This is a genomic window from Terriglobus roseus (assembly GCF_900105625.1).
Taxonomy (GTDB): domain Bacteria; phylum Acidobacteriota; class Terriglobia; order Terriglobales; family Acidobacteriaceae; genus Terriglobus; species Terriglobus roseus_B.
In genome coordinates, this window is sequence record NZ_FNSD01000001.1 from 4,655,341 (window position 1) to 4,669,528 (window position 14,188).

The 14,188-nt window shown below is 61.4% G+C and carries 10 protein-coding genes; 8 read left to right on the plus strand and 2 right to left on the minus strand.

What is annotated here, in order from left to right:
* Positions 1–147: 147 nt before the first annotated feature.
* The 4 genes from BLW03_RS19345 to BLW03_RS19360 all read left to right on the plus strand — a co-directional run bounded on the left by BLW03_RS19345 (position 148) and on the right by BLW03_RS19360 (position 7,913).
* Positions 148–4,677, plus strand: coding sequence for a glutamate synthase-related protein (locus tag BLW03_RS19345; RefSeq protein ID WP_074655603.1), 4,530 nt, complete (start codon positions 148–150; stop codon positions 4,675–4,677).
* A 284-nt stretch (positions 4,678–4,961) separates the two neighbouring features.
* Positions 4,962–6,722, plus strand: a complete 1,761-nt coding sequence (locus BLW03_RS19350) for an AMP-dependent synthetase/ligase (protein ID WP_074655604.1) — start codon at positions 4,962–4,964, stop codon at positions 6,720–6,722.
* Positions 6,719–7,516: an HAD family acid phosphatase gene (locus BLW03_RS19355; protein WP_074655605.1), complete on the plus strand. Its 798-nt coding sequence runs from the start codon at positions 6,719–6,721 to the stop codon at positions 7,514–7,516. Before BLW03_RS19350 ends, BLW03_RS19355 begins: the two co-directional genes overlap by 4 nt.
* Positions 7,517–7,655: 139 nt before the next feature.
* Entirely contained in the window at positions 7,656–7,913 is a 258-nt protein-coding gene (locus tag BLW03_RS19360; protein ID WP_074655606.1) for a helix-turn-helix domain-containing protein, read from the plus strand.
* Between the two features lie 253 nt (positions 7,914–8,166).
* Here BLW03_RS19360 and BLW03_RS19365 read toward each other — a convergent pair whose 3' ends face one another.
* Entirely contained in the window at positions 8,167–9,030 is an 864-nt protein-coding gene (locus BLW03_RS19365) for a metallophosphoesterase (RefSeq protein ID WP_074655607.1), read from the minus strand.
* A 62-nt stretch (positions 9,031–9,092) separates the two neighbouring features.
* Here BLW03_RS19365 and BLW03_RS19370 point away from each other — a divergent pair, with 62 nt between their 5' ends.
* Genes BLW03_RS19370 through thiE form a run of 4 tightly spaced genes read left to right on the plus strand, consistent with a single transcriptional unit; the run spans position 9,093 to position 12,825 of the window.
* Positions 9,093–10,220, plus strand: coding sequence for a M24 family metallopeptidase (locus BLW03_RS19370; RefSeq protein ID WP_074655608.1), 1,128 nt, complete (start codon positions 9,093–9,095; stop codon positions 10,218–10,220).
* Positions 10,221–10,260: 40 nt separating this feature from the next.
* Positions 10,261–10,755, plus strand: coding sequence for an acetyl-CoA carboxylase biotin carboxyl carrier protein (gene accB / locus BLW03_RS19375; RefSeq protein WP_074655609.1), 495 nt, complete (start codon positions 10,261–10,263; stop codon positions 10,753–10,755).
* A 2-nt stretch (positions 10,756–10,757) separates the two neighbouring features.
* Positions 10,758–12,149, plus strand: coding sequence for an acetyl-CoA carboxylase biotin carboxylase subunit (gene accC / locus BLW03_RS19380; protein ID WP_074655610.1), 1,392 nt, complete (start codon positions 10,758–10,760; stop codon positions 12,147–12,149).
* Positions 12,130–12,825 carry a thiamine phosphate synthase gene (thiE, locus tag BLW03_RS19385; RefSeq protein ID WP_170835089.1) on the plus strand — a complete coding sequence of 232 codons (696 nt, stop codon included), beginning with the start codon at positions 12,130–12,132 and terminating at the stop codon, positions 12,823–12,825. Before accC ends, thiE begins: the two co-directional genes overlap by 20 nt.
* On the opposite strand, the gene BLW03_RS19390 is transcribed toward thiE, so the two are convergent.
* Positions 12,809–14,158 (minus strand): acetamidase/formamidase family protein, encoded by a 1,350-nt coding sequence (locus BLW03_RS19390; protein ID WP_074655611.1) that lies wholly within the window; start codon positions 14,156–14,158, stop codon positions 12,809–12,811. The two genes, thiE and BLW03_RS19390, sit on opposite strands and share 17 nt — an antisense overlap.
* Positions 14,159–14,188 lie beyond the last annotated feature (30 nt).

Consider the following 14,188-nt stretch of genomic DNA (forward strand, 5'->3'; position numbering starts at 1 on the left):
ATACATTAAGTTGTATAAATATACAGAACCCTCCGTCAAGCAGCAGTACCCGCTGTCATCCAGCAAACACTGGGAACAGTTAGGAATCCTTACAGAAAGACCGTCGCGTCAGCGTGAAACAGCGCCCGTCGCGCAGTAGAATGAGCTATGGACACGTGTTTATCGACCTCCCGATCCGAAGGTGTGAGCGCCCGTAAGCCGGTGCGCTCCCTTGTGGATTCCCGCTTCGACCGCGACTCCTGTGGCGTGGGCTTTGTCGCGGACTCCGGCAATGTTGCCTCGCATAAAGTTCTTACGGACGCGCTGACCGCACTCGCTCGCCTAGCCCATCGCGGCGCTGTGGCTGCGGATGGGAAGAGCTCCGACGGTGTCGGCATTATGTCTGCCGTGCCGCGAGCGCTGCTGCTGGCCGAGACAGGTGTGACGCTGGACGATGCCCAGCCGCTCGGCGTCGGCGTTGTCTTCGTGCGCGAGAAGGATGCGAACACCTGCGTCGTGCTCGATGATTGCCTCGCAGAGCAGGGAATCACCGTCCTGAAGTGGCGCGACGTGCCGGTTAAGCCCGAAATCCTCGGCGAGATCGCGCTGGGCACCATGCCCGAGATTCAGCACGTTCTGGTCACAGGAGCTCCGGAAGACTTCGAACGCAAGCTGTACCTCGCTCGCAAGACCTTCGAGCGCAGGCTGGAAGCTGGTGAGGTCACTGGCTATGTTGCGTCGCTTTCGTCGAAGACCATGGTCTATAAGTCCATGTGTAGCGGCCGTCTGCTGCCTGAGTTCTATCCGGACCTGCAGAACGAAAGTTTCACCACGTCCTTCGCCCTCTTTCACCAGCGCTACGCAACAAACACCACTCCCGCCTGGCACCGCGCACAGCCCGGTCGCACGCTGGCGCACAACGGCGAGATCAACACCGTGTGGGGCAACCGCGCACGGATGGAAGCACGCTACTCCACGCTGCCGGCGGAGTGCCAGCCCATCCTGACGAAGGACGGCACAGACTCCACTTCACTCGACGAAACCGTTGAGCTGCTGCTGCACAACGGCCGCACGGTCGCTGAAGCGATTCGCGTGCTTCTGCCGCCCGCCGTGGCTGGCCGGGAGTCAGCCTTCCTGAAGTACCACATGGACACCATGGAGCCGTGGGACGGGCCCGCCGCGCTTGGCTTTACTGACGGCCGTTACGTCGGCGCCGCGTTGGACCGGAACGGCCTGCGTCCCTGCCGCTTCGCCATCACCACGGATGGCCTCGTCGTCGCCGGCTCAGAAGCAGGCCTCGTCGACCTTGATCCGGAGACAGTCATTCACAGTGGCCGACTTGGACCGGGCCAGATGATCGTCGTCGATCTGCAGGAAAAGAAGATCTACGAGAACGAACAACTGCTCGATCTCTTTGACGCAGACGGTAGCTACGCCGCCCTCATCGACGACACCACCATTAGTGCCGAGTGGGTCGACCTTCCCCCCACGGACTTCGAAGCCATCGCCAAGTCGCAGCGTAACTTTGGCTACACCAAGGAAGACGTGCGGATGGTTCTGACCCCCATGGCGACCGACGGCAAGGACGCCGTGTGGTCCATGGGCGATGACACGCCGCTGGCCTACCTTGCAAAAACGCCGCGCCCCGTCTATGGCTACTTCCGTCAGCGCTTTGCGCAGGTGACTAATCCCGCCATCGATCCCTTGCGTGAGGCGATCGTTGTCTCGCTGCACACACGCCTTGGCCCTTGGTCGCACATGCTCAACAAGCAGGCATCGCTGCGCGGCATGGCACTGGCATCCCCGTTCCTCTCCATCGGCAAGCTGGAATCGCTGCGCCAGGGCAAGTACCCTCACAGCGACACGCTGCGCATGCGTGAGCTGAAGTGTGTCTTCTCCTCGCGCTTCTCGCTCGAAGTGGGCGTCGAGGCACTCTGTAACAACGCGGTCGAACTGGTCAGAGAGGGCGTTGAAATCCTCCTGCTCAGTGATCGCAATGCTGACGCTGAACTCCTGCCGATCCCCATGGCGATCGCAGTTAGCGTGGTGCATCACGCACTGGTGAAGGCTGGCCTCCGTACTGCAACCGGCATCGCTGTAGAAGCGGGCGATGTGCGCGATGTGCATCACGCCGCTGTCCTCATTGGCTACGGTGCGGGCGCCGTCTGTCCATGGCTCGCGTTGGAGACAGCACGTGCAACTGCCGGTCCTGACGGCGATGCGAAGGTACCCGAAACGAAGATGCTGAAGGCCTTCGATGCGGGCCTCGCGAAGATCATGTCGAAGATGGGTGTCAGTGTCGTCGACAGCTATCGCGGCGCGTATCCGTTCGACATTCTCGGACTCTCCAATGAAGTCGTCGATCGCTGCTTCCCGAACACCCCCGCACCGCTCGGCGGCGCAGGCTTTGCCGAGATCGAGCATGGCATCCGCACTCTGTGGGGTGCGCCTGTTTCACCCGACCTGCAGGCGAAGATCGACCTCCCGGACTACGGCTGGGTCAAGTTCCGCAAGGCCGACGTCGCTGAGCCGCACGCCTGGCAGCCTTCGAATGTAAAGGCACTGCAGTCCGTCGTGGGGTCCGCCCGCAACGTCGCGTTACCCGAGGACCAGTCAAAAGCCTTCCAGATCTACTCCAACGCGGTCGGCACTAAGGAATCGCCAACCGTTCTGCGTGAACTGCTGGAGATTCGTCCGGCAGGGCCTGAACTGGATCTCGAAAAGGTGGAAGCGCCGCGCTCCATGATGAAGCGCTTCATCGCTTCGGCCATGTCACTCGGTTCGCTGAGCCCCGAAGCGCACACGACCATCACGATCGCCATGAACACCATTGGCGGCAAATCGAACACGGGCGAGGGTGGCGAGGACTCGGATGTCTACCGTCCGCACCCCGGCAACCGTCGTGTGCCGCAGCCGGGCGAGGCATCCGTCTTCGTCAGCAAGCCCTCTGCAGGTGGCGTCGCTGTCGCTGAGCCGATGGTGGAAGCTCCGGCTGTCCACTCATTCCTGAACAACAAGATCAAGCAGGTTGCCAGCGGCCGCTTTGGAGTCACCGCCGAATACCTCGCACACGCCGAAGAGATCGAGATCAAGGTTGCGCAGGGCGCAAAGCCCGGCGAGGGTGGTCAGCTGCCCGGACACAAGGTCACCGGCCTCATCGCCCGTCTGCGCCACGCGCAGCCCGGCGTGCCGCTGATCTCGCCTCCGCCGCACCATGACATCTACTCCATCGAAGATCTGGCGGAGTTGATCCACGATCTGAAGCGTGTGAACCCTCGGGCTGCCGTGGGCGTCAAGCTGGTTTCCAGCTGCGGCGTCGGCACGGTCGCCGCGGGTGTAGCAAAAGCGTATGCGGACTACGTCGTTATTGCCGGCAACGTCGGCGGTACCGGCGCGGCTGCGCTGTCCTCGATTAAGTACGCGGGCAATCCGTGGGAACTGGGCCTTGCCGAAGCGCACCAGACGCTGATGGCGAACGGCATGCGCGGACGCGTCCGCCTGCGTACGGACGGCGGTCTCTCCACCGCTCGCGACGTGCTGATCGCAGCGTTGCTTGGTGCGGATGAATACGCCTTTGGCACCGCAGTCCTCGTCGTGCTTGGTTGCGACATGGCGCGTCAGTGCCACCTGAACACCTGTCCGACGGGCATCGCGACGCAGAAGCCTGAGCTTCGCGCACGCTTCCGTGGCAAGCCCGAACACGTCGTTCGCTTCTTCGAACAGCTCTCCGGCGACCTGCAGGCCATGCTTGCGCGTTATGGCCTGGCCTCCATCGAAGATGCCATCGGCCGTGTCGACCTGCTGGAGCAGGTACGCTTCGACGGCGGCCTGGACCTGTCGCCCATGCTGGTGCAGGAGGGCAACGGCCCGCGCAAGTGGGACGGCATCCGTAACGATCGTCCTGAGATGGAACCTGCTCTGGATGATGAATGGGTCGCACCTGCCGTCGCTGCTTTCGAGAAAGGCGAGTCCTACACGGTCACCGGCAACATCTCCAATAAGGATCGTGCCGTCGGTGCGCGGATTGCAGGCGAGATCTCTCTCGTGCAGGCCAGGGCAGAATCGCCCATGCCGGTGCCGGATGTGACCATCCAGCTCACCGGTACGGCTGGCCAGAGCTTCGGTGCTTTCGCCCTGGAAGGCATGAAGCTGCAACTGACGGGCGAAGCGAATGACTTCGTCGGCAAGGGCCTCAGCGGCGGCGAGATCGCCATCCGTGCACGTGGTCTCGCAAAGACGCAGAGCGGAGCGCACGTCCTTCTCGGCAATGTCGCACTGTACGGCGCAACGGCCGGAAGGCTGTTCGCTGCAGGGCAGGCTGGTGAGCGCTTTGCCGTTCGGAACTCCGGCGCAACCGCCGTCGTTGCTGCTGTGGGCGATCACGGGTGCGAGTACATGACGGGCGGTACCGTCGTCGTGCTCGGACCTATCGGTCTCAACTTCGGTGCCGGCATGACCGGTGGTATCGCGTGGCTCTATGACGTGGATGGCACCGTACTCTCGGAGACGCGGTACCACGCCGACTTCCTGCAGGCCATACCCTTCGGCGAAACCGACGAAGCAGCACAGGCGGAACTTAAAGCGTTGCTGGAAGAACATGGCGCTAAGAGCGAAAGCACACGCGCCGCCCGCTTCCTCGGCGACTGGGAGAACCACTCGAAGAAGTTCCTTCGCATGGTTCCCATCCCGCAGGTGTAGAAGAACAAAACTCCCACCAGGTGCCCCATTCTTTGCGAAGCAAAGGGTGGGGTATGGCCGTTCGGCAGAGACCATAATTCACATTACGTGCGAATACCCCATTCTTTCGCGATGAAGCGCGAGAGAATGGGGTACCCGATCTTGTTGCCGGCCGCGAAGGATAAGCGCCCAGCTCTGCCGTGACAAGCTCCCGAGGATGTCACGCCCCCCCCAGCGTTTTCCCTCAAGCAACACCACCGATGTAGCATGGCCCGTGGGCGATCAACATCGCCGCAGGGGAGTTCATGCAGCTGCGTACGTTGAACGATGTCTTTCGGAATGCCACCTCGCGTGGCGAGTCTCGCGCAATTCTTACGCCCAGCGGCGACCAGTGGTTACCCATCTCCTGCAACGCGTTGTACTGGCGCACACGACGCCTGGCGGCCTGGCTGCTTGCACATGGCATTCACAAAGGAGATCGCGTCGCGCTGATCGCAGAGAACCGATGGGAGTGGCCCGTGACGGACTTTGCCTGTCTCGCCATTGGCGCCATCGATGTTCCCATGTTCCCGACGCTTACGTCCGATCAGACAGCCGCACAGCTTCGCGACAGCGGGGCTAAGATCGTCTTTGTTTCAACGCCTGACCTCGCCACCAAGGTACTGAAGGCGGATCTTGATGTGACTGTCGTCGTCATGGAAGCGAACGGGCAGCACATTGCCTTCGCAGACCTGGTCGCGGGCGATGAGCCGGGAACGCGTGATGCAGAGTTCGATGCCACGCTGAATGCCATCGAGCCCTCTGACATTGCAACCATCATCTACACCTCCGGGACCACCGGCGATGCCAAGGGCGTTGTCCTGACACACGGAAACATCGCATCGAACCTCACGGAGACCACAGACCTTTTCCGCTTCGGTGCAGACGACCTCATGGTTTCGTTTCTGCCGTTGTCGCATGTCACCGCGCGGCACATCGACTATCTCTTTTACGCAGAGAACGTCACGCTCGCGTATGTCAGCCGACCGGAACGCGTACTGCCAGCGATGGCCGCGGTAAAGCCCACCATTTTTGTCGCGGTGCCACGAGTCTATGAGCGAGTGCGGCAGTCGGCCGAGGGCAAGGCTCTCAAGGCCGGTGGTCTGAAAGCGAAGATCTTTGCCTGGGCGATCAAGACGGGCGGCGAGCATCGCAACAAGGTGGCGCAGGCGCAGGGCGATCCGTCCTCCATCGCCTGGAAGATCGCCAGCAAGCTCGTCTACAGCAAGCTGCGTGAGGCCTTTGGTGGCCGCGTAAAGGTCTTCGTTGCAGGCGGCGCTCCGCTGGGCATCGACTTGGCACGCTGGTTCGCGGATGCAGGCATTCCGATCTTCGAAGGCTATGGCCTCACGGAAACATCGCCAGTGATCGCGGTCAACCTGCCCGGCAAAAACAAGCTCGGCACCATTGGCCCGAAGTTGAAGAATCTCGACGTCCGTTTCGCAGAGGACGGCGAACTGGAAGTTCGCGGTCCCAGCGTCTTCCAGGGGTACTGGCAGAAACCCGAGCAGACCGCGGCCGTGATGGATGGCGAGTGGTTCAGGACGGGCGACATTGGCGCCGTGGATTCAGAGGGCTTCCTCTCCATCACGGACCGCAAGCGCGAACTCATCAAGACGGTCAGCGGCAAGTTCATTGCACCGCAGCCCATTGAGAACAAGTTAAAGGTCTCTCCGCTGATCGGCTTCGCCGCGCTGCAGGGAGACACCCGCAAGTACGTCACGGCCATCGTCTCGCCGAACCTTGTGGCGCTGGATGAGTGGGCCAGGGAGCAGGGAATCAGTACCGCTGATCGTGCTGCGCTCGTGCGTGAGCCAAAGGTCATTGCCCGATACCAGCAGGAGTTCGATCGCGTGAACGCCGATGCTTCGCCGTGGGAGAAGGTGAAGCGATTCCGCCTTGTACCCGATGAGTGGACTGTGGATTCAGGCGAGATGACGCCCAGCCTCAAGTTGAAACGCCGTATCGTCGCCGCGAAGTATGCCTCGGAGATCGATGCGCTCTACACGGGTGCGGAGGCTGAATGAGACGGTCACTCACAGGTGTGCTTACGCTAGCGATGATCTGGAGCTCGGTAGCCCATGCGCAGGCTGCGGGGCATCCGCCGACCTGCCCGAATCTTCGCAGGGCACCAACTCATCCCACTGCATCCCAGATGCTCGCGGTCCAGGAGCAGGCTGCGGCAGATCCCACCGTAATCCTCGCGCCGGAGCCACTGGGCAACATCGGCGTACTTCGCTACGCACTCCGCGACTATGCGGATTGCACGGGTGACGCGGGCTGCTACTGGACGGATCTTGACGCGCAGACGAAGCGGGCGCTCAACGCTCTGGAGGACGGTGTCAAGGCATCGCCAAGGGGAGCGAAGCTCGCGCTGGTGCTCGATATCGATGAGACATCGCTCTCCAGCTATTGTGAGGCGGTCGCCGAGGATTTCGGCTACATTCCCGACAGATGGGAAAAATGGATCGTCTCAAACGAGGCCGTGATCCCCATCGCAGGAACCGTTCGGCTGGCAAAACGGGCGCAGGAGCTGGGTGTCTCGGTGTTCTTCATCACGGGTAGGCCGGAGGCACAGCGGGCGGCGACGGAAGCAAATCTGACCGCCGCCGGCTACGCCGGGTGGAAGCATCTGTCGCTCAAGCAGCCCGGCATCGTCTATGCGTCGACAGGCGCTTACAAGGCGGCGGAGCGGGCGAGAATCAAAGCAGACGGCTATACCTTGTTGCTGAACATGGGCGACCAGTGGAACGATCTGCAGGGCGAACCGATGGCGCTGCACAGCGTGAAACTTCCAAATCCCTTCTACTACCTTCCGTGAAAAGATCAGGGTTCGAAGTTCGTGCTGTCCTCTCTCGCGACAATTTCTCTTGTCTTGGCTGCCATAAAAGGGGTACAAGTATGGGGCTGGGCAGGACTTGACCTTCCCCGCCCTAACCCCGCGTCAGAAAGCCAACCCAATGCGTAGCTCCGCTGAGACAGTTTTGCGAGAGGTCATGGATATCCGGCAGGCTGCTGGTTATCTGGGGATCAGCAGTGACACGCTGTACCGTTACGCGTCGGAGGGGTTTGTACCGGCTTTCAAACTGGGAAATCGCTGGCGCTTCAAAAAGAGCCTGCTGGATTCCTGGATGGATCGTCAGTCAGGCGCCTCCGCCACTCCTGCACTCACTGAAGTGAAACCACGAGAGAAGAAGCCCGCCCGGGCAGCGATGTAAACTCGTCGCACAAGACACCCATGAAGAGGTAAATCGTGTAAGTTGCCTCTTATGAGCGATTTGAGGGTGGCACGAATCACTCGCGTAAGTGTTATTTAGAAGTCTCCATCTTTGACCGCGACTGCGGCGACCGCGGCAGCCAAGTCCTTTGTTATCTAGTTTTGCGTGTAAGGCAATGGAATCTAATTTTTAGCGTCCCCCTCTGCTAGCCCTTTGTTATCTAGTTTAGAAAATAGCGGGGGGAGGCTGCTGGCTACGCTGGTTGAAGTGTCAGCAAGGTGAGTTCTGGCGGGCAGTTAAATCGGAATGGCAGGTGCATGCAGCCAAGCCCTCGATTCACATAAACCTGCGTCCCGGCTGCGACCTTGAAGAGCCCCTCGACGTACTTATCGCCCATCGCTGGCAACAGAAGAGCGGGCAAGAGTGGAATGCGCACCTGGCCGCCGTGTGTATGTCCCGCGAGCATCAGGTCCACCGGTGCAGTTGCCGCTACCGTGTCCACGAAGTCAGGTTCGTGTCCGAGCAGGACGATTGGTTCCCCTGCCTTCCGTTTTGGCACTGCGGTGGATAGGTTGGGCAGGTCAAAGTAGGCGTCTGCGATGCCTGCAATCCAGAGTCGGTCGCCACGGACGTCGATCGCGGTGTACTCGTTATCCAGGGGCGTCAGGCCATGCAGTTTTAGCGCCTCGCGGATCTGCGGGCCAAGAAGAGCGTCGTGATTCCCCAGGGAGCAGTAGCGCAGAGGGCATTCGACGCCGGACAGGATTGCTGCACAGCCGTCCGCATCCGCCAGGTTCCGTGCGATCCCACGATGCGACGTGATGTAATCGCCCGTGACTGCCAGCAGGTCTGGTTTCAGGCGGTTGACGGCACGCACTGCGTGCTCGACAAAGTACGGCTCATCGAACTCATGAAAGTGGATGTCGCTCAGTTGTGCGATCCGGAAGCCATGGAACGCCGTCGGCAGGTCCTTAATGTAGACCGTATGTTGTACGGTCATCAGCGCATGCCGCTCGATCTCGCCGGAATAGAGAGCAAGGGACGCCGCTGTGATGGCCGCACCGGTAAGAAAGCGTCTGCGAGTGAGAACGCGCTGTGCGAGCTGAAACGACGACATACGTCATGATACCGGGCGGAGGTCGCCAGAATCGCGGCACTTAGCCGTCGTATGATCGCGGAATGGATCAACGAGCCAGATTGCGCGCCTTGGCGCCCCGAATGGCAGCCAAAGCACTTCCGGCGATGCTCATCACCCATCTGCCGGATGTTCGGTATCTGACGGGCTTCACTGGGTCGAACGCTGCGCTCGTCGTTGTGCGGGAACCGCGTCTGTCGGCTCGTCTGTTCACCGACGGCCGATATACCGCGCAAGCTAAGGAAGAGGTTGCTGGGGCTACTGTACGGATCGCGCCCAAATCGGCTCTCGCCGAGGCCTGTGCCTACGCTGCCACGCACGCCGGCCGTTGTGGATTCGACCGGACGCAAACAACGGTCGCAACGCTGGTATCAATGCGCACGGCTGCTCGGAAGGCAGGCGCCAGGCCAGGCTTCTTCGCTCCCTTCGACGGTTCCATCGCGACGCTGCGGGCGGTAAAGGACGACGCGGAGGCGAAAGTCATGCGCCGGGCTGCCGCGCTGACCTGCGACCTGTACGAAGGCCTCCTGTCGTGGGTGGAAGCGGGCATGCGCGAGCGCGACATCGCGGCGGAACTGGAGCATCGGGCACGGCTGGCGGGCGCTCAAGGCATGAGTTTCGAGACGATCGTCGCTGCCGGCGAACGCAGCAGTCATCCGCATGCGCACGCGACAGACGCGATTCTACAACCGGGCGACCTGGTGACACTCGACTTCGGCATCGTACTCGACGGTTACTGCTCCGATATGACACGCACCTTCGCTGTGGGATTCGGTGAGAGTCGAGTCCCGGCGAAGCTTAGGTCGCGCTGGGCGGAGCAGCGCGACGTCTTCGAAGCGGTCTTGGCCGCACAGGTGGCCGCTGTCCGTGCGGTCCGAACGGGTGTCACCTGCGGTGACGTCGACGAGGCCGCACGCTCGGTTCTGACCGAGTCGGGCTGGGGTAAGTTCTTTACGCACTCCACCGGACACGGTGTCGGATTGGAGATTCATGAGGGGCCCCGAGTCGCGAAAGGCCAGACCCAGCGACTCGAAGCTGGAATGGTGATTACAATCGAACCCGGGGTCTATCTGCCCGGCCGCTTCGGCGTGCGCATCGAAGATACCGTGCGGGTCACGGGCGAAGGCGCCGAGGTGTTGACGCCCGTGCACAAGGGCTGGTTAGAACTCTGAGGGTAAGGCGGCCAGACATGGCCGATGGCAAAGGAAGATGATGGAAGAGAAAGATTTGCAGGAACTTCGGGATCTGGTTGGGTTTCTGAAGGACAACGGGATCGCCGAATTCGATCTGCATCGCGGCGAACAGCATGTGCGCATCAAGTTCGCACAGGCAGCAGTCGCCCCGGCGTTTGACGCGGCACAGTTGCAGCAATTCGCGGCAGCATCCGCAGCGGCACATGCTCCGGCTGTCCACGCAGCGCCGATTGCGGCAGCGCCAGCCGCTGCGCCGGTTGTCGTGGAAGAAAAGCTGCACGAGGTGAAATCACCGATCGTTGGCACCTTCTACGAGAGCTCGGCACCAGGTGTTGCACCTTTCATCAAGGTGGGCGATGTGGTTGAGGTTGGCCAGGTGCTTTGCATTGTGGAAGCCATGAAGCTGATGAATGAGATCGAAAGCGATGTGGCGGGCGAAGTCGTCAAGATCATTGCGAAGAACGGCCAGCCGGTCGAGTATGGTCTACCGCTGTTCGCTGTGAGGCCGCGGTAAGCATGTTTAAGAAAGTCCTGATTGCAAATCGTGGAGAGATCGCGCTGCGCGTGATCTCGGCCTGCCGGGAACTCGGCATTCGCACGGTTGCCGTGTACTCCGAGGCAGATCGCAACAGCTTGCACGTGCGCTTCGCAGATGAGGCTATCTGCATCGGGCCGCCGCGCTCGGCTGAGAGCTATCTCAACGTCCCGGCAGTGATCTCGGCTGCGGAGATTGCGGATGTCGACGCGATTCATCCCGGCTACGGACTGCTGAGTGAGAATGCGAACTTCGCCGAAGTCTGTCGCGCAAGCAACATCAAGTTCATCGGACCGCGCCCGGAAGTGACGCGCATGATGGGCGAGAAGTCCACGGCACGCCAGACCATGAAGGCTGCGAATGTACCCATCCTGCCCGGGTCCGATGGCGTCATCGCGTCCGTAGAAGACGCGCTGGAATGGGCCAGGCAGGTTCGCTTCCCGGTCATTCTGAAGGCAGTCGCCGGTGGCGGCGGACGCGGCATGCGTATTTGCCGCACAGCGGAAGAACTGCCGAGTCTCTTCAATCAGGCATCGCAAGAGGCTCTGAACGCCTTCGGCAACGGCGACCTGTACATGGAGAAGTTCATTGAACGGCCCCGCCACATCGAGTTCCAGGTGCTGGCCGATGAGCACGGCAACGTGATGTCGCTGGGCGAGCGCGAGTGCTCCATTCAACGCCGTCATCAGAAGCTGATCGAAGAGGCGCCATCGCTGCAGGTAACGCCAGAGATCCGCGCACGGCTTGGTGGCGTCATCGAGCGCAGCCTTCGCGAGATTGGCTACTGGAACGCCGGCACGATTGAGTTCCTCATGGATGAAGATGGCGAGATCTACTTCATCGAGATGAATACCCGCATTCAGGTCGAACACCCGGTGACTGAGGCAGTAACCGGCGTCGATCTGGTGAAGGCGCAGCTGCTGATTGCGAGTGGGGAGAAGCTCTCGAATATTGTTCCTGAGCGTCCTGTCATTCGCGGCCACGCAATCGAATGCCGTATCAATGCGGAGCATCCGGAGAAGTTCACACCGTCCGCTGGTAAGATCACGGCCTTCAACCTGCCCGGTGGTAATGGCGTTCGCGTTGACACCGCGCAGTATCAGGAAGGTGTTGTGCCGCCGTACTATGACAGCATGATCGCCAAGGTCATCTGCCATGGTCGCGACCGCGAAGAGGCGATGAACCGCATGCAGCGGGCCCTGAGCCAGTTTGTAGTTGAGGGCATCTACACGACCATTCCACTGCAGCAGAAGATCTTCGCCGATGCGGACTTCCGCCGCGGCGACTTTGACACCAAGTTCATGGAACGCTTCTTCGAGCGCGAAGCCGAGCGCAAGAAGGCTGAAGCAGCAAATGAGCCGGTTGGCGTCTAGTCCGCACGAAGACTTTCAGCGTCGCATCGCCACGGGTGATGCGACGCTTCGTCTTTATGGCATCCTCGACGCAGAATCTTGTGCGCGGCGTGGCCTGCCGCTCCTCTCTGTGGCAGAAGCGTGGCGCGATGCAGGCATCCGGCTGGTGCAGTACCGCGACAAGCAGGGAAGCGACGACGTTGTCCTGAGAAATGCCCTTAGCGTTCGAGCGATCTTCGGGGATGCGGATACGGTCCTCATCTTGAATGATCGTGTGCACCTGTTCGCAGCGAGCGGCTTTCACGGCATCCATGTCGGGCAGACGGACACCAGCATTCAGTTCACGCGCGACGCCATCGGACACGACGCGATCCTCGGTGTGTCGACTCACAACCCTGCGCAGCTTTCGGGCGCCGACGCGGCGGACGTCACCTACGTCGCGATTGGGCCCGTCTACGGCACGCAGACCAAGCTGGATGCGGATCCCGTGGTTGGTCTGGAAGGCGTCCGCGTAGCCCGAAGCGTAACCGGTAAGCCGCTGGTCGCCATTGGCGGCATCACCGCCAGCACTGCGATCCAGGTGCGTGAGGCCGGTGCCGATGCCATCGCGGTGATCTCTGCTCTGCTGCCGGCGGCTGGCCAGTTGCTTCAGGAACCGGCAAAGACGTTCGCCCGCGTCCTTACCGGGCGATTGTAGGGGTGGACGGATCGGGCTGGCCGGGTGATGCCGGCCTGGTCAACGTGTCGAGTTTACTCTTGGCCATCTTCAGGACAACCCCTGCATTGCGATCGGCAGCCTCGCTCACCTTGTACTCGGCCGCCGTGCCGAGTACCATGGCAAACTCCGTCGGCGTCAGCTTGTAAGCGCGGGCGAGATAGTTCTCCATGCGCTCGGTAGCGTCCTGAAATGCAGCATCAATGGAGCCATCCAGGCCGATCGCCATCAGGTGGGTCGGCGTCTCCAGAAACGGCCCACGAACCGGGACGTCGTGCACGACCTCGACAGTCACTGTGACATCCATGGAAGTCTCAAGCGCGTCGCCCGTTGTCTCTCCGTCGCCCTGCACCGCGTGGCCATCGCCGAAGTAGAGCAGCGCTCCCGGAACGCGCACCGGCAGGTAGAGCGTCGCGCCTTCGGTGACCTCGTTGAAGTCCATGTTGCCGCCGAAGTTGCCGGAGTCACCAGTGCGTGGCGCGGGTCCGCTGGGGTCCGTGGCGACCGCAACGCAGCCAAGCATCGGCTTCACCGGCACGCTGTAGTGGGCCATGTGCGGCCCCGGCTTCTCGGGGCTTGCGAGGCCTTTTTCAAGGTCAAGATGCCAGCGAACCTGCCCGGCCTTATCGCCAAGCCGGCCTGCGATTCCGGGCGGGTTTGCCCGATCGACGATGCCGTTGGTGCTGATCGCCCAGTCGCGGTTGAGCTTCAAGCGGCGGATATGAATCGCAAGGACGTCGCCGGGCGCCGCACCGTTGATCAGAAACGGGCCAGTCTGCGGATTGCCTCCCAGGGACTTTGGCGTGCCCGTGGAGTCGTAACCACCGGCGTCGACTGTCCAGGTATGGATGGTGTCGCCCGAGTTGACCGTCAGCACGGGTTCATACGCGGATGAGAACTGGCGGCGGAAGACTGTGGGCGTGAACTCATGTGTCCTCGGCGGCGCGGTGGGACCACCCGCTGGAACGACCCGCGTCGCTGTGAAGGTATGAGTCGTGGGATGAGTGACCGAAGCGTTCTGTGCCCAGACAAGAGAACCCATAATTCGATTTCCGGAGACGGTGGCCGTAACGTCCTCGTAGCCACCCTGCGGGTCGCTCGCGTGGAACTGGAGTTTGCCGTCCTTGAATGTGCCCTCTACTTTGTCGCCGCCGAGTTCGCCGGAGATTTGGCCGCCCTTCTGGACGATTGTGAGGTTCCAGTTCGTCGGCGTGCCAAAGGTGTCGATATTCGTAGTCCACTTGCCCGCCAGGTTGGGCTGCTGAGCAGCTGCGGCAATGGCAGCAAGGAACAGGGCAGCGCTGAGGATCTTCATGGTGGCTCCGTCGGATCGTAATCAGGTGCA

What these genes read in the sequence shown, in the direction of transcription:
- BLW03_RS19345 (WP_074655603.1), top strand. Translation starts at nt 148, where the DNA reads ATGGACACGTGTTTATCGACCTCCCGATCCGAAGGTGTGAGCGCCCGT.
- BLW03_RS19350 (WP_074655604.1), top strand. Translation starts at nt 4,962, where the DNA reads ATGCAGCTGCGTACGTTGAACGATGTCTTTCGGAATGCCACCTCGCGT.
- BLW03_RS19355 (WP_074655605.1), top strand. Translation starts at nt 6,719, where the DNA reads ATGAGACGGTCACTCACAGGTGTGCTTACGCTAGCGATGATCTGGAGC.
- BLW03_RS19360 (WP_074655606.1), top strand. Translation starts at nt 7,656, where the DNA reads ATGCGTAGCTCCGCTGAGACAGTTTTGCGAGAGGTCATGGATATCCGG.
- BLW03_RS19365 (WP_074655607.1), bottom strand. Translation starts at nt 9,030, where the DNA reads ATGTCGTCGTTTCAGCTCGCACAGCGCGTTCTCACTCGCAGACGCTTT.
- BLW03_RS19370 (WP_074655608.1), top strand. Translation starts at nt 9,093, where the DNA reads ATGGATCAACGAGCCAGATTGCGCGCCTTGGCGCCCCGAATGGCAGCC.
- accB (WP_074655609.1), top strand. Translation starts at nt 10,261, where the DNA reads ATGGAAGAGAAAGATTTGCAGGAACTTCGGGATCTGGTTGGGTTTCTG.
- accC (WP_074655610.1), top strand. Translation starts at nt 10,758, where the DNA reads ATGTTTAAGAAAGTCCTGATTGCAAATCGTGGAGAGATCGCGCTGCGC.
- thiE (WP_170835089.1), top strand. Translation starts at nt 12,130, where the DNA reads ATGAGCCGGTTGGCGTCTAGTCCGCACGAAGACTTTCAGCGTCGCATC.
- BLW03_RS19390 (WP_074655611.1), bottom strand. Translation starts at nt 14,158, where the DNA reads ATGAAGATCCTCAGCGCTGCCCTGTTCCTTGCTGCCATTGCCGCAGCT.